This is a genomic window from Desulfobacterales bacterium (assembly GCA_034003325.1).
GTDB lineage: Bacteria > Desulfobacterota > Desulfobacteria > Desulfobacterales > JAFDDL01 > JAVEYW01.
In genome coordinates, this window is the sequence record JAVEYW010000003.1 from 179,991 (window position 1) to 200,993 (window position 21,003).

Below are 21,003 nucleotides of genomic sequence, written 5' to 3' on the forward strand. Positions count from 1 at the left end.
GCTTGTTCATTTTTTTGATGTAACGCCGGCACCAGGAAAAAGCCATTGATGATATCAAAAGGGAGACACACAATTGGAAAATAGAACAAAAGATATTCACATTCCGGACTATTCCGGATTGTTAAACAAAGTCGCGGATATGGGATTAAAGGATTTTGGCAGAAAGGAAATCACCATCGCGGAAAACGAGATGCCGGGTTTGATGGCGGTGCGTGAAAAATACGCGAACACGCAACCGCTTGCCGGTGCGAGAATCTCCGGCTCCTTGCATATGACGATTCAAACAGCCGTGCTGATTGAAACACTCAACCTTTTAGGCGCTGATATTCGTTGGGCATCGTGCAATATATTCTCCACACAGGATCACGCAGCGGCGGCCATTGCCGCTAACGGAACACCTGTTTTTGCATGGAAGGGCGAAACGCTTGAAGAATACTGGGAATGCACCTTTCAAGCCTTATCGTTTCCGGAAGGCAAAGGGCCGAATCTGATTGTGGATGACGGCGGCGATGCCACACTGTTGATTCATCGCGGTTATCAAGCAGAAGAAACCCCCGAAATTCTGGACGAACCGACGACCAACAAGGAGTTGGTCATCATCAACGCACTGCTGAAGCGGCAGCTGTCACGCGATAACCATTTCTGGCACAACCGAGTCCCCGAAATCAAAGGGGTTTCCGAGGAAACGACCACAGGCGTCAATCGTCTTTATCAGATGATGGCCGCCAATACGCTCCTCTTTCCCGCCATTAACGTCAACGACTCGGTGACAAAATCCAAATTCGACAACCTTTACGGGTGTCGGGAATCCTTGGCGGACGGAATCAAACGGGCAACCGATGTGATGGTTGCGGGCAAAGTTGTTTGCATTTGCGGTTATGGCGATGTGGGCAAAGGCTGTGCGCAATCCATGCGCGGGTTTGGCGCCAGGGTTCTGGTAACGGAAATCGACCCCATCTGCGCGCTTCAGGCTGCCATGGAAGGCTATGAGGTGACCACCCTGGAGGATGCATTGCCGAGAGCAATCATTTTCGTGACGGCAAGCGGAAACTGCGATGTTATTCGCATCGCGCACATGGAAAAGATGAGAGATCAATCCATTGTCTGCAATATCGGGCACTTTGATAATGAAATCGACATGCGGGGGCTTGAGGCCTATCCCGGCATTCGGAAAGAAAACATCAAACCTCAAGTCGATCGGTATACCTTTCCGGATGGCCGCTCGATTTACTTATTGGCCGAAGGCCGCCTGGTAAACCTCGGCTGCGCCACCGGTCACCCGTCCTTTGTCATGTCCAATTCATTTACCAACCAGGTGCTTGCACAGATGGACCTTTGGCAAGTTCCGATGCCGGTGGGCGTAACCACCCTATCCAAGAAACTCGATGAAGAGGTGGCGCGGTTGCATCTGAGCAAACTGGGGGTAAAGTTGACAAAACTATCAAAAACGCAAGCCGACTATATCGGCGTTCCGGTGAACGGCCCCTTTAAATCAGAACGATACCGATATTAGTTCCGTCGGAGTCGTTAAATTCATAGTTGATCTGGAGGCGCCCTATCGCGCCCCTGCAGCCAATCGCTTGTGTCGATCGCCGGTTGTCATAAAAGGATATTCGGGTGAATCATATCGCCGTTATCATTCTGGTTGCGTTTTTTTTCGTTTTTTTTCTGAATCTTCTTGCCGACATTTTGAACTTAAGCCGACTATCTCAAGACCTGCCCACCGCTCTCAAGGACATCTATGATCCTGAAAAATACAGAAACGCTCAGTCGTATCTAAAAGCCAACACGCGCTTTGAATGGATTTACGCCGCAGTTCAACTCCTGATAACCCTATGCTTTTGGTTCGGAAAGGGTTTTCCGTTGTTAGACACCTGGTTGCAACAGCTAACCCAACACCGAATGATTCAAGGACTCTTATTCATCGGATTGCTGATCTTTGCCAAGGGACTCCTTGATCTGCCTTTCAGTATCTACAGCACGTTTGTTATTGAAGAAAAGTTCGGCTTTAATCAAACAACGCTTAAAACCTTTTTCCTTGATCGACTCAAAGGCGTCTTCTTGACCATCGTTTTGGGCGCCCCGCTGTTAGCCGGTATTTTGGCCTTCTTTGAATATGCGGGCGCCAATGCCTGGCTGTATTGCTGGGCCGCGGTGGTCATGTTCATGCTGGTCATCCAGTTCATCGCCCCGGCCTGGATCATGCCCCTCTTTAATCAATTTACACCCATTGAATCCGGTGAGCTCAAGTCGGCCATTCTTGCCTATGCGCAGCGAATCGGTTTTGCCCTTGAAAATGTCTTTGTGATGGACGGCTCCAAGCGCAGCAGTAAATCCAACGCCTTTTTCACCGGTTTCGGCAAACATAGAAGAATCGTGTTGTTCGACACTCTCATCCGGCAAGCCACCACCACAGAATTGGTGGCTGTTCTGGCGCATGAAATGGGACATTATAAAAAACACCACATCTTCATCTCACTTGCCATCGGTATCGCGCATACTGGACTGATATTCTTACTTTTATCGTTTTTTCTATCCTATCAGGGGTTGTTTGACGCCTTTTATATGGATGCGCCCTCCGTCCATGGGGGGCTCATCTTCTTTGCCATGCTTTATACACCGATTGAACTTGTTTTGGGAATTCTCATGCAAATGCTTTCCAGACGAAATGAATATGCAGCGGATCGATTTGCGGCTGAAACCACCAACGATGCAGAAGCGCTCGCCAGCGCCTTAAAAAAACTATCCGCTCTAAACCTGTCAAATCTTACGCCGCACCCGTTTTATGTCTGGTTACACGATTCTCATCCACCGCTTTTGGAGAGGATGCGCGCTTTGGCATCCTATCGGCATTTACCCGCTTAACGGCTTATCATTAAGGGCCTGATTAAATGAAAATTAAATTTGCCGCATGGATGGTTTTGTTGAGCATCTGGGGTATCACCGGCTGTGCGTCATCAGGCCGGGTTCAACTGTTAAATGTCTCGGGCCGGCCTCAGGATTGCGCTTGTTTAATAGACCGGCTGGATCAAGTTATTATTCAAAACAAGGTTGCAAACGCCGGCGCGGCGCGCGTGAACGGTTTTCCTTATCTGCGCGCGGATCGGTTTTTAAGTGCTATTGCCCCAAAAAATACAAATGACCGCAGGTTTTTGGACTGGCTGAATTTAATGAGAAATAAAGCGGATTACACCATTGAAAAGGAAATCCTCAATCTTCCCCCGGGTGCGGTTGAACGCCTTGCCGGTGAGGCGCAAACCCAACCGGAACGGCAGGCACTCATCAAAAACGCATTGGATTGTAATGCAATCGTTTTCAATCATGACATTGCTTTGGAAGGATACAGGGACGCGGTTTTCTCGGTAATCCACGTGCCGCATGAATATTCATTTCTCATGCGAGCTGCCGGCCTGTATCCTATTTTCTCGCTTCCGGTTGCTTATCTAACGTATAAAGCCCATAAAGAATTTAAAGGCTGGTTCGACACCCCTGAAACCGAATTGCCCGTTTTGGGACAACTAACGTGCTTCGTTCCGAAAGTTACGCTGAGTACGCCGGTAAATGTGCCGGCGTTATTCGCTTTGGCGCAGCGAAATTCCTTTGACATGCCTCTTTTCTCGGTCGCGGCGCTTGAAAAGCTGGCCTTCACGTTTGCGCCGCATCTGGTTCAGGATGTTTCCGGCACTTATGATATTCCCGGAAAAGTCACATGGCAAAATGCGCAGGTTACCATTGATACGGACAAGCCGACACTCTATTATTACGCATCTTACGCCCGGTTGGCAGGCCGCACGGTTATTCAGATGAATTATGTCGCCTGGTTTTCGGCTCGGGAAGGCCCGTTCGCGCCATGGATCGAACGAGGGCCTTTAGATGGCCTTACGATCAGATTGACGCTGGATCATATGGGAACCCCACTGATGTTGGACATCATGAACAACTGCGGGTGCTATCACATGCTGATTCCGCAAAGGGATTTGGTTGTCAAACAAAAGGATAAGCCCTTTGCGATAGACGCATTCATCCCTCAGTCCCTTCCGCCCGAATTTCCCGATTCTCCGCTCGGGCTTCGCATCAACTCCGGTTGGCACCAGGTTCAACAGGTTACAACCTATCGTGAAACCACCCTTCCCGCCACGGCCTATACCCTTCTTTCGTATGACGAACTTGAATCGTTGCCGCAACCGGACGGGCGGTTTGAAAGTGTCTTTAATCACCGGGGCATCATGAAGGACAGCTGGCGAATCGAGCCCTATATTCTGTTTTCAATGGGAATTCCTTCCGTGGGCGTTATGCGTCAGAGAGGGCATCATGCCATAGTGCTAGTGGGCCGGGAGTATTTCGACAACCCTGATTTATTTGATGACAGTTTGGTATTTAAATAAATCACTTTATTTTTTCAACCAATTCTCTGACCGATTGGCCGCTGGGGGTTTTGGCGGCCGGATTCACCTGAATCAGTTTTTCCCATACGGCTTTGGCCTCTTGCGGTTGATGCAGGTCATGCATTAGCACCACACCGGCATTAAAGAGAGAAATTTCATGCCGCGGGTCCAAGGCCTGTGCCTTATTAAAGGCGGCAAGCGCTTGCTTGGCGTCTCCTTTTCTGCGGTACATCACCCCGAGATCCGTCCATACGTCTGCATTCTCCGGCTGAATTTTCACGGCCGTCTCATACGCATGAATTGCCTTTTCGACCTGCTGGGCGTCAAAAAACAGATTCCCGAGTTCAATCCACGCCGCCGCATTGTTCGGTTCCTTTGCCACAGTTTCTTCAAGGGCCGCAATATGAGAATCCGCTGCATGATCATGGGGGTCGGCAGGTATCACACCCATAAGATTGGTAGTGGAATCAAGCTTGAAAGCGCTGAATACAACGCCGCCGATAAAGCCGATTCCCAGCGCAATAAAAACGAACAGTAGGGTCGTTTCTTTTTTAACGCCGATTTGCGTCTGAAGTGTTTTGTCTTTCATGACGGACTCCCTTAAAAGAATGCAACATTGGTTATACGTGCCCCCACATATAATACTTTTTCGGGCTTGTCCATAACCATGTCTTTTCCCATTGTTTCATGTTATCCTTGACAACCATAATCATGAATTTGAGAGCAGAAAATATGTTTTTACCGACAACACAAAAAGAGATGCAGCAACTTGGATGGCGGCAGGCGGATGTGGTGCTGGTGACCGGAGACAGCTATATCGATAGTCCGTACGTGGGGGTTTCGGTCATCGGCAAACTACTGATGCATGCCGGTTATCGCGTTGGCATCATCGCACAGCCGGACATTAATTCAGATCAAGATATCAAACGCTTGGGTGAGCCGTTGCTGTTTTGGGGCGTTACCGGCGGCTGCATCGATTCCATGGTTGCCAATTATACCCCCACCGGGAAAAAGCGAAAAAAGGACGACTACACGCCGGGCCGGGTCAACAACCGTCGGCCGGATCGGGCGGTCATTGCCTATACCAACCTCATTCGTCGATATTACAAGGCAACTGTCCCCATTGTGCTGGGCGGCATCGAGGCCAGCTTAAGACGGATTGCACACTATGATTATTGGTCCGATCAAATTCGAAGGTCAATTCTTTTTGACGCCAAGGCGGATCTTCTTCTTTACGGCATGGCCGACCATACCATACTGAGGTTGGCCGAAACGCTGAAACAAGGGAAAGACCACAGACAATTGCCGGGCCTCTGCTTCATTTCTCATGAGCGACCGGACGGTTATCTTGAATTGCCGGATTTTCAACGTGTTGCGATTGACAAGATCGCCTTTATCGACATGTTTACCTCCTTTTATCAAAATAATGACCCCATCAGCGCCATCGGGCTGACACAACGTCAGGACACGCGCTTTTTAGTTCAAAATCCACCGGCGCCGCACTTAACCGAAAAAGAACTTGACGCCATTTACGAAATGGACTTCGAGCATGACCACCATCCCTATTATCAACTGTTCGGCGCTGTTGCGGCATTGGACACGATCAAATTTTCAATTACCACGCATCGCGGATGCTATGGCGAGTGTAATTTCTGCGCCATCGGCGTTCATCAAGGTAGAACCGTTATCAGCCGAAGCCGGGCCTCTATTTTGGCGGAAGCGCAAAGAATGGTCCAGCACGCTGATTTTAAAGGCTATATTCAGGATGTCGGCGGCCCCACGGCCAATATGTACGGCTATGAATGCAAAAAAAAACTTCGCCACGGGGCATGCACGGACAAGCGTTGTCTCTTCCCGACCCGATGTGACCAATTGCTGATAAATCACCGGCCTCAGATGGCGCTTCTTGAAGATATCCGGCGAATAAAAGGCATCAAACGGGCGTTTGTTCGCTCCGGAATTCGCTATGACCTCCTTCTCACGGATTCATCCGACGGGCTTGATTATTTGAGACAAATAATTCACCACCATACGTCCGGACAACTTAAAGTGGCACCTGAACATTGTGTCGCACACATTTTAAACTATATGGGTAAATGCGATATATCGAAATTGATTTCCTTTAAACAGCTGTTTGACCAATTATCCGGAGAGATGGGAAAAAGGCAGTTTCTTACTTATTATTTGATGGCCGCTCACCCCGGATGCACAATAGGGAACATGCAACGGCTAAATGAATTTGCGCGCCATCAACTGCATATCACCCCCGAGCAAATTCAAATTTTCACCCCGACCCCGTCCACCTATTCGAGCCTCATGTATTGGACCGAAATGAACCCGTTTGACCGAGAGCCGGTTTTCGTAGAAAAGGACAAAAGAAAAAAGGAAATTCAGAAAAAAACCGTTCTGGCGAAACGAAACACACCGCATCATGTCCGAAAAACTAAAACATCCGGTTGAAATCCCGTTTAAGTCCGACTATGATTCAACAGCATATTCGTTTTATATTCCCGTCTTGTCCGGTTGCCTGCTTAAACACAACGCAAACCGGCAAAAGACCATAAGGAGGACAGCGGCTTTTGATCGTTATTGATTTGAATCAATCGGCCTATCGTGTCGGTGTTATTTCGGACACCCATGGCAGGTTGCGCCCCGAAGCGGCTCGAACCTTACAGGACGTTCAGCTCATCATTCATGCCGGAGATATCGACTCTCCGAACGTCATGAGCGCACTCAGGGAAATCGCACCCGTCATCGCGGTTCGTGGAAACATGGATCAAGGTGGATTCGGGCTCAGCCTTCCCGAAACCGAAAGCATTCGAATAGGCACGCTCAGTGTGCTTGTATTGCACGATATACTGCGTTATTACGGCACCCGTCACGAACAAGATTTTAACCTGGTGATTACCGGCCATACCCACCGGCCCAATATTACCCGTAGCGGTCCGACGACCCTTCTCAATCCGGGAAGTGCCGGCCCGAAACGGTCCGGCTTGCCGATTTCCATGGCCATTATCGAGTTTGAGGAAGAACAATTCATCATACGGCATGTTGACCTGGAATCTTTGAACTGTGATAACGGCATCGGGTAACGCATGAACAAACATCAACCGGCAACGAGGCCTCTTTTGACCAAAAGTTTTTATTGCCATCATTGCCGAACCGTTAATCCTAATCCGGCAAAGCCGGATGCTGGAAGGCTGGGATGCCGAGAGGCATAAAAGCCATCTTTCACCTTCAGTGAACATACACGCAAAAAACGTGTATGTTTTTGATAGAGGGTCTAATATTCTGACATGGAGGTCCTGATGAAACACCAGACGGCTGCTGTTTTGAGTTTTGTCCTTTTTTTAACCTGTTACACCGTCGCCGCAGCCGGTGCTCCCCCCGTGAGCGAGGCAACCCAGGAGTGTCTGGATTGTCACGCCGTATTCCATCCGGGCATCGTGGCGGATTGGGAAAAAAGCCGGCATGCGCAAACCACACCGTCGGAAGCAATGAAAGTGGACGGGCTTTCAAGGAAAATTTCTTCGGACAAGATTCCGGAAGAATATACATCCCATGCGGTAGGTTGCGCGGAATGCCATGGATTGAATGAAAAGAGCCATAAAGACACCTTTGAGCACAATGGGTATCAGCTTCACGTCGTGGTAACACCACTGGATTGTGCGCTCTGCCATACAACCGAAGCCATGGAATATTCGGAAAATCTCATGGCCCATGCCCATCACATTCTGGCGTCAAACGATACCTACGAGATGCTGGAAAAATCAATGACCGGTTCTCCTAAGGTCGGCGGCGGTTCGCTTGAATTTTCGAACCCCGATGAACGAACAAAGGCTGAAACCTGCTACTATTGCCACGGCACCAAAATCGAGGTGACCGGCCTTGAAACCAGAGAAACGGATGCCGGAGAACAGACGTTCCCGGTCATGACCGGCTGGCCCAATCAGGGAGTGGGCCGGATTAATCCCGATGAAAGCAAGGGGGCCTGCACACCTTGCCATACTCGCCATCGCTTTTCCATGGAGATGGCGCGAAAGCCTTACACCTGCAAGCAATGCCATACAGGGCCGGATGTGCCCGCTTACAAGGTGTATGCGGCCAGCAAACATGGCAATATTTTCGCATCCCATGAAAAAGGATGGGATTTTACGACCACGCCTTGGACTGTCGGCAAAGATTTCACGGCTCCGACTTGTGCGGCTTGTCATATTAGCTTGCTGGCCAATACGGATGGCGAACCCATCGCCCAACGCTCTCATCGTATGAACGATCGGCTGCCCTGGCGGTTATTCGGACTCATCTATGCGCACCCTCACCCGATTGATCCGGATACATTTAAAATTCGAAATCAAGAAGGCCTTCAATTGCCGACAAGCCTTGACGGAGAAAACGTTTCCGAAGCGCTCATCGATAAAACCATTCAGAATCAGCGAAGGGATGCCCTTCAACGCATTTGCCTTTCCTGCCATGATGCCTCCTGGGTCAATGGCCATTGGGAGCGGCTTGAAAACGCGATTGAGCAAACAAACCGCGCCACCCAAACCGCAACCCGAATCATGAAAAGCATCTGGAACGATTCTTTGGCCAAGGGGCCCGAAAACGGCGGCAGCCCCTTTGATGAGTTCATCGAAACGAAGTGGAGCGACATATGGTTGTTCTATGCCAACACCATTCGTTTTTCGGCGGCCATGGGCGGCGGCGGGGACTACAGCGTTTTTGCAAACGGATATTACCAGCTTTCCAGCGCCATAAAAGAAATGCATGATTGGCATCAGAACAGGACAGAATTACGCAATCTGGCAACCATGTGTCGCCGGTGGGGGCTATCCGGGAATCGTCAGCCTTCGTCCGCATGGCATGATGCCGTCCAATAAGCTTCCTGCTTTGCCGGATTAGTCCCGTCGTTGAAATATGGCGAGGGTTCTTTCCGAGTCAATGAATGGCAGTTGATAGGTTTCCAATGAAAGGGCAAGGCGCTGATCGTCCATAAGCAGCATATCAGGATTGGCGTGTTCAAAGAATGGGGCGAGTCGGGCCAGCTCCGCTTGGGTCTCTGAAAACCGACCTTTATAGGCGATGAGCTTTCCGCCAGGCGCCAAAAGCGGCAGCGACATCGAAACAAAAGCGGAAAGCTCGCATAAGGCGCGACAAACGATCACATTAAAGGCCGGCTTATCGCGGGAATCATTGGCCAGGGTTTCGGCTCGCGTGTAAAGAGCGGCAATATTCGACACCCCCAGCATTCGAATGACATGGGAAAGAAAGCTCACCTTTTTTCTGATACTGTCAATCAATAAAACGGTAAGTTCGGGCCGCATTATTTTCAATACCAAGCCCGGATATCCGCCGCCGGAGCCGATGTCCAGCAGGGCTGCATGTAACGGCAAAACCGGTAAGGCGGCAAAAGCATCAAGTACGTGTTTAACGGCGATTTCTTCAGGATTCGTAATGGCGGTTAAATTGGTTTTGCGGTTCCATCGCAAAAGTTCGGTTGCGTGTGCTGCCAATAACGCCAGTTGCGCATCGGAAACCTGAACGCCCAGGCGTTCGCCGCCATCCCGAATCAAGCAGTTCCAGGCCGCATCCCCCAATTCCATTCTTCAGCCCATCCCCCGATTATTCCGATTTTGTATCGGACGGCGCATCGGGGGTAGGGACGCCTGCCGGCTTTTTTGATTCCATAAAATTCATCAATATGGAGACTTCACCACCGCCGCCCATGGTGATAACGGCATTTGGATATCTCTTTTTGAATACTTGAATCATGGCCTGATTTTCTCGCAACACCGTCGCTACAAACCCGGTGTACTCGTTTTCCTGTGCAATATCTTCAAGCTTTTCCAAAAGGATGGAGGCAATGCCAAGCCCCTGGTGATCCTCCCGGACAACAAATGCAACTTCAGCAAGATTCTCTTCAGCCGGCGCATAAGAGCCGATACCGACGATTTCCTTGTGTCCTCCTTTCTGACGTAAAGCGATCATCGACATGCTTTTTCGGTAATCCACGCTGGCATATTGCTGCTGAATGACCTCGTGCGAGAAAAGCTTCATTCGGTAAAAAAATCGGTAATAAATTGTTTTTTCCTGAAGCGAATAGAAGAAATTTCGATAGGCGAACTCGTCTGAAGGCAGCAAGGGCCGATATTCGAGCATCTTGCCGTTTTTGCATTTTTCCACACTTTTATAGCCCTCCAGAAACAGCAGGTCTTCTTGGGCCGGTGGCAGTTGATCCGCAAAAATGTAGTGCCGTTTACGGGCAAAATCGATCAGTGCCGCCCTGAATTTCGGGTGCGCGATTTGCGCAAGCTCCATCACCCGCTGATAAATCCCCTTACCCTGAAGTTCCGCAATGCCATATTCGGTGATAACAAAGTTGACATCGCCGCGGGTGGTGGCGACCCCTGCCCCTTCGCTCAGATGCGAAACAATTCTTGATATCGAATTGTTTCGAGCCGTGGAAGGCAGGGCAATGATCGAAAAACCACCTTTGGACATGGCGCTGCCCCTGATAAAATCAACCTGATCACCGATACCACTGAAAAAGAGATATCCAAGCGAATCCGTACAAACCTGTCCGGTAAGATCGACTTCAAGGGCGGAACTGATGGAAATCAGGTTGTCATTTCGGGCGATTTCCGTGGGGTCGTTTACAAATTCGGAGGATTTGAAATAAAAGATGGGATTGTCATTCACGTAATCATAAAGTTTTTGTGAGCCCATGCAAAGGGATGCGACCACCCGACCGGGCAATAAGGTTTTTTTTCTGTTGGTCACCACCTTTTTCTCTATCAGATTCATCAACGCATCCGTAACCAGCTGCGTGTGAACGCCGAGATCTTTTTTCCCTTCGAGGTGTTGCAGCATCGCGTACGGCAAGCTACCGAACCCGATTTGAATGGTGGCACCGTCGTCCACCAACTGGGAAACGTAATGGCCGATTCTTCTGAAGACCTCATTATCCGTATTGCCGGGCGGCGCCTCCACAAGCGGCTCTTCATGCCATACCATCACGTCAATATCATCCATATGGACGAAACTGTCCCCCCATATTTTCGGCATCTTAGGATTCACCTGTGCGATGACGAGACTCGCATTTTCCATGCCGGCACGGGTGATATCCACGGAAACCCCGAGACTGCAATAGCCGAATCGGTCCGGCGGACAGACCTGAATCAATGCGACGTCCAACCCGATGCGGTGACTTCTAAAAAGTTCCGGAATTTGAGAAAGATAGGCCGGAATATAATCAATTCTGCCTTCAAACGCGGCCCTTCGCATGGGCGTGCTGATGAAAAAAAGTTTCAACAAAAACCGCCTTCGAAAAGATTCGTCGTCAATATATTGGGATAAAGTAAAGGACATCATTTGATACAGCATGATATCCTGTAAGCGCACATCCGCAATCATGGCCTTAATAAGGGCCTGAGGCTCCCCGCATCCGGTGCCGATAAATACCCGGCTGCCCCTGCGTATCTTGGAGATGGCCGTGTGAATATCCACCAGCTTGCTACGGCAGTTGTCCATCGTCCATTCGTAACTTTCTTTTGTGGCAGTGCCGTTGGAATGTGTTGTCATATGCGTTGCCTTGATTATTCCTTTTAAATTGACCGAAAACGTATTAATTGATCATTATCTCGTTTATGAGAGGCTTGCTCAAAATCTATTATATATACATCAGGTGGTTTCAAATGCCAAATAGTTTATCCCATAGAAATCCGCTTCTCACAGTTGATATTATTATTGAGATCCCAAGCGGTATCGTCCTTATCCGCCGAAATAATCCACCCTTCGGCTGGGCGTTACCCGGTGGATTTGTCGATTATGGGGAAGCACTTGAAACTGCGGCAATCCGTGAAGCCAAGGAAGAGACCGGATTGGATATCGGCTGGCCGGAACAGTTTCATGCCTATTCAGCGCCGAATCGTGATCCGCGCCATCATTCGGTCACGATGGTGTTTATCGCATCGGCTGCGGGAACTCCCTGTGCAGGGGATGACGCCGGGGCGGCGCGCATTTTCAACGAAACGGATCTGCCTAAAAATCTGGCTTTTGACCATGCCCGGATTTTATCGGATTATTTTCGATACAAGGGTGGTGAAAAGAAATCCGTCATTTTTCAGCATCACTGAACACGACCATCCTTCCTGCCGGGGCCAATTCGATGTTATTTTTCTTTTGAGGACACAGTAGGTTGTAAAAATTTCGACTTTTTTTTAAATGTTTTTATGTTTTTATTGACAAAGCGTCACCGAACCTCTACAGTGCCCCGGCTTGTGAGGGACTCGTCTGAATCGTAGATTCTTCCGCGTTTTTAAAAGGGCTTCCTGAAAAGGCACGACTCCGCCTTTCTGGAAGCTTTCTTGTTATCCGTCAATTTGTCGGCTCGATCCCCAATCGACCCCGCAGGTCGAAACTTGGGGATTTTATATTTTAGGGACCCTTTTCGCATGCAGCACACTTCCGCTTAATCCGAAGTGCACAATGGTTATGAAAAAAGGAACGGCACAATGAAAAACGAAATTCAAAAAGTTAGAAACATCGGCATCAGCGCACATATTGACTCTGGGAAAACCACCCTGACGGAACGCATTCTTTTTTATACCAACAGGATTTATGCGATTCACGATGTCAAGGGAAAAGACGGTGTCGGCGCCACCATGGATTCCATGGAACTTGAAAAGGAACGAGGAATCACCATCGCTTCCGCCGCGACATTCTGCGAATGGCAGGGTCACGACATTAATATTATCGACACCCCCGGTCATGTGGATTTCACGATCGAGGTGGAGCGCTCCTTGCGCGTGCTGGATGGCGCCATTCTTGTTCTCTGTGCGGTTGGCGGGGTCCAGTCCCAATCCATCACCGTGGATCAGCAAATGAAACGGTACCGGGTGCCGTGCATCGCCTTTATCAATAAATGCGATCGGAATGGTGCCAACCCGTTTCGCGTCATTGAACAACTTAAGGATAAACTGGGCCACAACGCCGTCGCAATGCAGATGCCTATCGGCTTGGAAGCGGATCTGGAAGGAATTGTTGATCTGGTTGCGATGAAAGCCGTCTTTTTCGACGGCAGCAACGGGGAAACCCTTCGCTTGGAGGACATTCCCGAAGCGCTTCTGGCCGAGGCACAGGCCCGGCGGGAAAAATTGATCGATGCTGCCACGATGTTTTCAGACGAATTAATGGAAAGGGTTCTTGAAGAGAAGGATATCCCCGAATCGCTTCTGATCGAAGCCGTCCGAAAAGGTACCATCGCTCGAAAATTGACCCCTGTTTTTATGGGTTCCGCCTACAAAAACAAAGGCGTTCAGCCGTTATTGAACGCGGTCACCGAATTACTCCCCTGCCCGCTTGATGTCGAAAATGAAGCGCTGGATATGGACAAGGGGGAAGCGCCGGTCATTTTGACCGGCCGGCCGGAAGATCCCCTGGTGGCGTTGGCATTCAAGTTGGAGGACGGCACTTACGGCCAGCTTACCTATATTCGTGTCTATCAGGGGGTCCTTTCAAAGGGGACCACCATGCTCAATGTGCGAACCGGCAAAAAGGTGAAGGTAGGTCGTGTTGCCAAAATGCACGCGGACCAAATGGAGGACATTGAGGAGATTCCCGCTGGCTCCATCGGCGCTCTTTTTGGAATTGACTGCGCTTCGGGAGACACGTTTGTCTCACCCGGCATGAACCTGACCATGACCTCCATGTTCGTACCGGAACCTGTTATCTCCCTTGCCATTATTCCCATCAATAACAAGGCACAGATTAATATGTCAAAGGCCCTAAACCGGTTTTCTAAAGAGGACCCCACCTTTCGAACCTCTTTCAATGAAGAGACCAACGAGACGATCATACAAGGCATGGGGGAGTTGCACCTTGAAGTGTATGTCGAAAGAATGCGGCGAGAATACAATGCCGAAGTGACTACCGGTGCGCCTCAAGTGGCTTACCGGGAAACCATCACCCGCAAAGCGGAATTTAACTATATTCATAAGAAACAAACCGGCGGGTCAGGTCAATACGGCCGAGTGGCCGGTTACATCGAGCCGATTATAGACGAGGTGTTTGAGTTTGATAACCAGGTAACGGGCGGTTCCATTCCGACAAATTATATTCCGGCCTGTGAGAAAGGGTTTCGCCTGTGCATGGTCAAAGGGCCGAAAATGGAGTTTCCGGTTACCGGCGTTCGCGTCGTACTCAATGATGGGGCATCCCATTCCGTGGACTCATCGGACATGGCCTTTCAGGCGGCAGCCCGAGGCGGTTTTCTTCAGGCCTACGCCAATGCGGGGGCCGTGATCCATGAGCCGGTGATGAAGGTGGTGGTGGAAACCCCTTCTGATTTTCAAGGCAGTGTAATGGGTTCTTTGAATCAACGCCGCGGCATGATTGTGGGCGCACAGGATGAAGGCCCCATGTGCACCATCGAATCACAGGTGCCTTTGTCGGAAATGTTCGGATACGCAACAGCGCTTCGCTCCATGACTCAGGGCCAGGCGCAGTTTACGATGGAATTTTACGCTTATAAACAAGTACCCCGGCAAATCGCCGAAGAGCTGGCAAAAAAGGCGCAAGAAAAGAAACATGTGGCTTAACCATTGAGACCGTCGAGCCTTACCTGTAAAGAGATCAAAGCGTTGCTGATTCAACCCCATTGCGAGTTAGACAAAAACCGGCCGGGAAAGGTTTTTACGAAACATTCCCAGTGCCTGATTTCCCTTAGAGAGAGGAATTTTTACATGTTGAAGAAAGACCTGCTTCTTCGCAACCCATTAAGATTACTAGGTTATGGCGAAAAAAACCTTCTGAATTCAGGCGAGTTCGGTGCGGTATTGGCCAGGGCCGGTGTCGGGAAAACCGCTCTATTGATCCAGTTGGCACTCAACAGCCTTCTGAATGAAAAACGAGTGCTTCATATCAGTTTAAACGACCCGGTCAACAAGGTGACACTGTGGTACGATGAGGTGTTTCGCAATATTGCCGGCCAGTACGACCTGCTTCAAATGAACGAGATATGGGATAGCCTTCTCCCGAATCGGTTGATCATGACCTTTCAGGTAGAAGGATTTAGTGCGCCAAAACTGGGGGAACGCCTGACCGACCTGATGTCTCAAAATATTTTTTCGCCGGACATGGTGATTGTGGACGGCCTTCCTTTGGATGACTCCACCCGTCCAACCCTTGCAGCGCTCAAAGATTTGGCAAAAGCAATGAATTTTCCCATGTGGTTTACCGGCCGGACCCATCGGCATGAAGAAGATGCCCCCAACGGCCTGCCCATGCGAATATCCGCGGTGGCAGATCTCTTTGAAACCATTCTTCGAATGAGACCTGAAACATCACAAATTCACATTTGCGCCGTAAAGGGCAACGCCGTCCCCGAATCGAATACGCATTTGTTGCTGGATCCCGTAACCATGCTGATTCAGGACGGCAACTAGCTGATTTTATTAGCCGATAAAATTTAAAATAACCTCATAAACCCTTTCAGATCCGTCCCCCATGAGAATACCGTGGCGTGAGAAATTGAGAAGGCTGTAGGTTTTATTCGTTGCGCCGAGTTGCTCGAAGAGTCGTCGAGAACCACGAGGGTCCACCACCGGATCCTGATCCGCCTGCACAACCAGTGTTCGGCATTTGATTTCGGGCAACTTCGGCGCCAATGAATACATCAGACGTTCCAGTTCTCTAACACCCGAAATGGGATTTCGCCGATAGTTGATATGTGGATTTTCCGAATGGTTCGGCACAAATATTTTTTGCCCACCATTCATTTGAATTTTTTTCATCAACCGGTTCCATGTATCCACGGCCGGGGCGAATTTGGACGAAAAATCCTGTAACCGCATCGGCGGGCAGACCGCAAACGCACTTTGAATATCCGGCATTCTCGCCGCCAAATTCAGCGCCAAGCCGGCACCCGTTGAAAAGCCGCCGACAACGACGCGACGGCACATATTTTGAATGATCGCGTAGCCGACATCGGCATTTCGGATCCAATCCTTGAAATTGCGTTGAGCAAGATCTTCGGGTGAAGTGCCATGGCCCTTGAGTCTAGGCGCATAGACACAGTATCCTCTTTTTTTAAGATAGTGCGCCAACCCCCTGACTTCCGCGGGGGCTGCCATATACCCGTGTATCAGCAATACGCCGGTTTTTCGAGATTTTCCACGCAGCAGAAAAGGCCGGCCGACATTCTTGTCTTTTGATTCCCCCGCAATGAAAAACGCGGCATAATCCTTTTCAAACCCATCCAGTTCCTTTTTAAGCAGACTGGTTATAATCCTGCGTCGCAAAAAATACTCGGGCAACCATGCAATATGACGTATTTTTTTTTGCAGCCCCCACATCGGCTCTATGGAATTGGCCATTACAGCCATAGGGTTATCGATTCTAACCCGATGGAAATCAAAGGGAAAGGATAGTTTTTGCGTATCACGCCATAGCAACCCGTCCCGATTCAACACCACCCCTTTTTCGGTCGCGACGGACATAAAATCCCGAAACCGGTGATACCGGTCATCTGTAATCAAATGCAACTGATCTTCACTTAGTGTGCGATGCAAACAAATAGAAGCATGATCCGACAGGTCGGAAGCCAACAGAAATACGCGTCGTCTCAGATTCGCTTCGGTCGTTTTGCGAAACGGCAGTTGCCGAAGCATGCCCGCAAACAGATGATCCGAGTTGACCGTGGTCATGCTATAAATGGCATCCATATAGCGTTTCATAATCTTTAGCGCATCTCGCCGCATTCGTTTTCTGGAAGCGATCGGCGAGTCAAACCCGAAGGAAGCTTTTTGGTTGATATCCTTTTTAGTGACCTTGCTGTGCATGAATGGGCTGATCTCAATCGCCGGCGCAAAGCGAATATCGATATCAACCCCTGAAAGGAGCATGGCGCCCTCGGTCATAATTTCTTCCACGACTCGCTCCGGAATATCTTTTCCGGCAAGATTAACGGCCAGCTTGCTTAAAATATTTTCTTTGGCCCGCACGGGGTAATACGTAATGTTAACTGGAACAATGCAGGTCGACCCATGTTGTATTTGATCGATGGAAGAAATGTGAAACTCCCCAAGTAATCTGTCTGCTTCGGCCAAATCCTGTTGTTGAAGCGAAAAAAGGCGTTGACGGTAAAACTCCGTCCGCAGCGCAAGCGTGGCCGCGCCGGTATGTGGCGGGCGTTTGCCTCCGGCGTAGGACACAATATAACGACCCTTTTCCACTATTTTTTTATTTTTGACCATTCGGCCTTCGGGAAAAATAATCCAGTGGGCTTCCCCCGTGAGCAAGGTCTTAACGATCAACTGATCTCGTTGCGGGTCTTTCGTGGATACGGCCCCAACACTTTTAAGAAAATCCCCGAACGCGCCGCCGAACAATCCGGCATCGGCAAGAGACCAGACGGCCCGGTTTGTCAGTTTGAAAATATAATACGGCATCAGGAAGGTTTCGATTCGGGTGAAATGATTGATCACAAAAATGATGGGCCTATTTTCCGGTATGTTTTCTCGGCCGTGGATAACAAGATCGGCTTTGGAAAGATTGTAGATTGCTTTTATGGCAAGACCGGTAGTGCGATAGGCAAATCTATTCATAGTGATGCTGGCAACCGTTTGATCCGTTTCAAGGTCTTTACCAAAACACCCTGCGACATGCGGCGGAATGAAGATGTTGACATATAAGAAGATTGGATTTAATTTACAATCCTTTAAGATAAAAATAAAGTAATTTTCGGAGGATTCGCGTGTATTCCAAAATACTCATGCTGCAATTTCCCATTACGGAAGCGCAAAAGCCGGTGGTCTGCAACCTGGCGAAACATTTTGATCTGACTTTTAATATTTTAAAGGCCACCATCCTTCCCCGCAAGGAAGGCGTCATGGTGCTTGAATTATCGGGAAGCCGCAAGAACTTTAATGACGGCGTTAATTATTTGAAATCTCAAGGGGTTGATATTAAAACAGCCGACAGTGAAGTCAAAAGAAGCAAAAAAAAATGCATTCACTGCGGCGCTTGCACCGCGGTTTGCCCCACGGGTGCGCTTTCTATTCAGCGCCCGGAAATGACGGTTATATTCGACCAGAGCAAATGCAGCATTTGTCAACTGTGTGTTCCCGCATGTCCGACAAGAGCCATGGAAGTCCGGCCCCTCGACCAGCTTTTTTTCGAATGAAACCGTCCATCGCCATTGCCATGAGCGGCGGCGTGGATTCGCTCGTTGCCGCCTATCTTTTAAAAAACCGCGGACACTCCATTTTCGGTCTTCATTTTATTACCGGCTATGAAAAAAACCGATATATTCGCGAACAATTAGGTAACGAAACGGATCATGATGGCCATAAGGCGGGGGATTGCATTGATGTGACCGACATGCTCACGAATCATCCGATTCACCTTCTCGCCAACCAATTGAATATCCCCCTTTATCTTGCGGACTGCCGCCACCTGTTTCAAAGGAAGGTTGTTGATTATTTTTGCCGCACCTATGCCGCCGGTCTCACCCCGAACCCTTGTTTGGTGTGCAACCCGTCCATAAAATTCGGTTCTCTTTTTACCTTTGCGTGCAAAAAGGGAGCCAGTGCCCTTGCAACCGGGCATTACGCGCGGGTTCTCAAAGGAGCCGATAATCGATATCATCTGCTCAAAGGCATCGACACGGCCAAAGACCAGTCGTATTTTCTGGCTTTTTTAAATCAGGAGCAGCTCTCCAGGGCCATATTCCCGTTAGGCGTGATGACCAAGGATGCCGTGTACCAATTGGCTCGGGAAAAGAACCTCAGCCCGATCGTTTCCGATGAAAGTCAGGATATTTGCTTCATTAAAAGACAATCCTATGGTGATTTTTTGGTTAAAGATGGAAATATTACCCCAACGGACGGCCCCATCATAAATCTGAATGGCAATGTAATCGGTATTCACCATGGCTTACATCTTTTCACTATCGGCCAGCGCAAAGGGATCAACTGCCCCGCGGCGGAACCCTATTACGTGGTTGATATTGATCCGGTAAAAAATCAGTTGACTGTCGGCGCCAAAACGGACCTTCTCACGATGAAATGCCGGCTTGAAGATATTAACTGGATACAAAAACCGGTTCACACGCCATGCGAGCTGGAAACCAAGCTGCGTTACCGGCATCGCGCCGTGCCGGCAACATTGCAATTTGACGAAAACCAACGGGGTGTCCTGTATTTCCAATCTCCTCAAGCGTCCGTGACCCCCGGCCAGGGCGCCGTATTTTTTCAGGGGCAGGAGGTAATGGGCGGGGGGTGGATCAGTCGATGAAAAAAGAGATTTTTGAAATTATCACGCTTGGATGCAAGGTAAATCAATCCGAATCCGCAACCATGAGCGCGAAATTGACCGCTTATGGCTGTCAAGCGTTCAAGCCAACGGACATGAATCCGGATGCTGCTATTTCGGGTGAAAATGTCACCATTTGTATCATTAACACCTGCACGGTCACTGAAAAAGCATCCATGCAATCACGTCAGGCGATTCGAAAGGCAATTCGAAATCATCCGAATGCCAAAATAATCGTAACCGGCTGTTATGCGCAAACCCAACCGGAAGAACTCATTAAAATTAAAGGCGTTGACGATATTGTCGGACGTGGTGGGAAATCGAGTATTCCGGAAAAGATTTTTATCGAGAGCCCTCTTTCCAAACCCCCGACCACTTTCCTATCGTTGCCCGCATTCGCCCACAGAACCCGCGCATTTTTAAAAATACAGGATGGCTGCAATGCGAAGTGTACCTATTGCATTGTCCCGAGGGCAAGAGGTGCCAGTCAAAGCATGCCATATGAACAAGTGCTGGCACAAATTAAGCGCCTCGAACAGACCGGTTACAAGGAAATTGTTCTTTGCGGTATTCACATGGGAACCTACGGCAGGGATTTAGACCCGGTGACAGACTTGGAAAAATTGCTGACCGGAATTGAAGAATCAAACACCACCGCTCGAATTCGATTAAGCTCCATTGAACCCCGGGAAATCTCCGACGAAATAATCTCCTTGGTCGCCAAATCGAAAAAGCTATGCCATCACTTTCATATTCCCCTTCAGAGCGGCGATGACGGAATTCTTAAAAAAATGGGTCGCCCCTATTCCGGCGCTTTCTTTCGGGCTTTGATATTAAAGATTCATCAACAAATACCGAATGCCGCCATCGGTATCGACACGTTGATCGGATTTCCCGGTGAAAGCGACGCCGCGTTCAACCAAACCTATGATCTGGTTGAATCGCTGCCGATCACTTATCTGCATGCCTTTCCGTTTTCCCCTAGGGATAAAACACCCGCCGCCAAACTCCCCGGTCGCGTCCCCTTCGATATCGTCAAAGATAGATGCCGAAAAATGCGAGCGCTCGGCGCACAGAAAAAGAAATTGTTCTATGAGGGAATGAGGGGAAAAATTGCGAGTGTTCTCGTTGAAGGCAGGTCAACCCCTGAAACCGGCCGGTATAAGGGCACCACATCGAATTATGTGCCCGTATATCTGATAGGGGCAGCGCCGATAAAGAACACGATGGTTCAGGTGCGCGTGGAAAGGTTTTTAGGTGAACGTGGTGTCATCGGTTCGCTGGTTACCTCAAAGGATTGAAACAG

General features: G+C 49.3%; 16 protein-coding genes. 12 read left to right on the plus strand and 4 right to left on the minus strand.

All coding sequences use genetic code 11. The features are described from left to right. Nucleotides 1-139: 139 nt before the first annotated feature. From ahcY to RBT11_04465, 3 genes are all read left to right on the plus strand, one after another. The gene (gene ahcY, locus RBT11_04455; GenBank protein MDX9785997.1) at nt 140-1,513 is read left to right on the plus strand and encodes an adenosylhomocysteinase; all 1,374 of its coding nucleotides are present in this window, start codon (nt 140-142) and stop codon (nt 1,511-1,513) included. Nucleotides 1,514-1,617: 104 nt separating this feature from the next. Beyond that, nucleotides 1,618-2,865 carry a M48 family metallopeptidase gene (locus tag RBT11_04460; GenBank protein ID MDX9785998.1) on the plus strand — a complete coding sequence of 416 codons (1,248 nt, stop codon included), beginning with the start codon at nt 1,618-1,620 and terminating at the stop codon, nt 2,863-2,865. Between the two features lie 26 nt (nt 2,866-2,891). Further along, entirely contained in the window at nt 2,892-4,385 is a 1,494-nt protein-coding gene (locus RBT11_04465) for a hypothetical protein (protein ID MDX9785999.1), read from the plus strand. 1 nt (nt 4,386) lies between these two features. Here RBT11_04465 and RBT11_04470 read toward each other — a convergent pair whose 3' ends face one another. Beyond that, a complete protein-coding gene (locus tag RBT11_04470) occupies nt 4,387-4,974 on the minus strand; it encodes a tetratricopeptide repeat protein (protein ID MDX9786000.1) in 588 nt (195 codons plus the stop codon). Between the two features lie 143 nt (nt 4,975-5,117). Here RBT11_04470 and RBT11_04475 point away from each other — a divergent pair, with 143 nt between their 5' ends. The 3 genes from RBT11_04475 to RBT11_04485 all read left to right on the plus strand — a co-directional run bounded on the left by RBT11_04475 (nt 5,118) and on the right by RBT11_04485 (nt 9,265). Next, nucleotides 5,118-6,845, plus strand: a complete 1,728-nt coding sequence (locus RBT11_04475; GenBank protein ID MDX9786001.1) for a YgiQ family radical SAM protein — start codon at nt 5,118-5,120, stop codon at nt 6,843-6,845. A 119-nt stretch (nt 6,846-6,964) separates the two neighbouring features. Beyond that, the gene (locus tag RBT11_04480; protein MDX9786002.1) at nt 6,965-7,477 is read left to right on the plus strand and encodes a metallophosphoesterase family protein; all 513 of its coding nucleotides are present in this window, start codon (nt 6,965-6,967) and stop codon (nt 7,475-7,477) included. 216 nt (nt 7,478-7,693) lie between these two features. Beyond that, entirely contained in the window at nt 7,694-9,265 is a 1,572-nt protein-coding gene (locus tag RBT11_04485) for a multiheme c-type cytochrome (protein MDX9786003.1), read from the plus strand. Nucleotides 9,266-9,283: 18 nt separating this feature from the next. Here the strand turns inward: RBT11_04485 and rsmG are convergent, their stop codons facing one another. Beyond that, nucleotides 9,284-9,988, minus strand: a complete 705-nt coding sequence (gene rsmG, locus RBT11_04490; GenBank protein MDX9786004.1) for a 16S rRNA (guanine(527)-N(7))-methyltransferase RsmG — start codon at nt 9,986-9,988, stop codon at nt 9,284-9,286. Nucleotides 9,989-10,007: 19 nt separating this feature from the next. After that, on the minus strand, nt 10,008-11,915 hold the full coding sequence (locus tag RBT11_04495) for a GNAT family N-acetyltransferase (GenBank protein MDX9786005.1): 1,908 nt from the start codon (nt 11,913-11,915) through the stop codon (nt 10,008-10,010). Between the two features lie 164 nt (nt 11,916-12,079). Here RBT11_04495 and RBT11_04500 point away from each other — a divergent pair, with 164 nt between their 5' ends. The 3 genes from RBT11_04500 (at nt 12,080) to RBT11_04510 (ending at nt 15,829) form a co-directional block, all read left to right on the plus strand. After that, entirely contained in the window at nt 12,080-12,520 is a 441-nt protein-coding gene (locus RBT11_04500; protein MDX9786006.1) for an NUDIX hydrolase, read from the plus strand. A 378-nt stretch (nt 12,521-12,898) separates the two neighbouring features. Beyond that, nucleotides 12,899-14,983 carry an elongation factor G gene (gene fusA, locus RBT11_04505; protein MDX9786007.1) on the plus strand — a complete coding sequence of 695 codons (2,085 nt, stop codon included), beginning with the start codon at nt 12,899-12,901 and terminating at the stop codon, nt 14,981-14,983. A 144-nt stretch (nt 14,984-15,127) separates the two neighbouring features. After that, nucleotides 15,128-15,829 (plus strand): AAA family ATPase, encoded by a 702-nt coding sequence (locus tag RBT11_04510; protein ID MDX9786008.1) that lies wholly within the window; start codon nt 15,128-15,130, stop codon nt 15,827-15,829. A 9-nt stretch (nt 15,830-15,838) separates the two neighbouring features. Here the strand turns inward: RBT11_04510 and RBT11_04515 are convergent, their stop codons facing one another. After that, nucleotides 15,839-17,989 (minus strand): alpha/beta fold hydrolase, encoded by a 2,151-nt coding sequence (locus RBT11_04515; protein MDX9786009.1) that lies wholly within the window; start codon nt 17,987-17,989, stop codon nt 15,839-15,841. Nucleotides 17,990-18,138: 149 nt separating this feature from the next. Here RBT11_04515 and RBT11_04520 point away from each other — a divergent pair, with 149 nt between their 5' ends. From RBT11_04520 to mtaB, 3 genes are read left to right on the plus strand one after another with little or no spacing between them, the layout of a single operon-like run. Next, the gene (locus tag RBT11_04520; protein ID MDX9786010.1) at nt 18,139-18,567 is read left to right on the plus strand and encodes a 4Fe-4S binding protein; all 429 of its coding nucleotides are present in this window, start codon (nt 18,139-18,141) and stop codon (nt 18,565-18,567) included. Continuing rightward, entirely contained in the window at nt 18,564-19,679 is a 1,116-nt protein-coding gene (mnmA, locus tag RBT11_04525; GenBank protein MDX9786011.1) for a tRNA 2-thiouridine(34) synthase MnmA, read from the plus strand. The genes RBT11_04520 and mnmA overlap by 4 nt, the downstream gene beginning before the upstream one ends. After that, nucleotides 19,676-20,998: a tRNA (N(6)-L-threonylcarbamoyladenosine(37)-C(2))-methylthiotransferase MtaB gene (gene mtaB / locus RBT11_04530; protein ID MDX9786012.1), complete on the plus strand. Its 1,323-nt coding sequence runs from the start codon at nt 19,676-19,678 to the stop codon at nt 20,996-20,998. Before mnmA ends, mtaB begins: the two co-directional genes overlap by 4 nt. Nucleotides 20,999-21,003 lie beyond the last annotated feature (5 nt).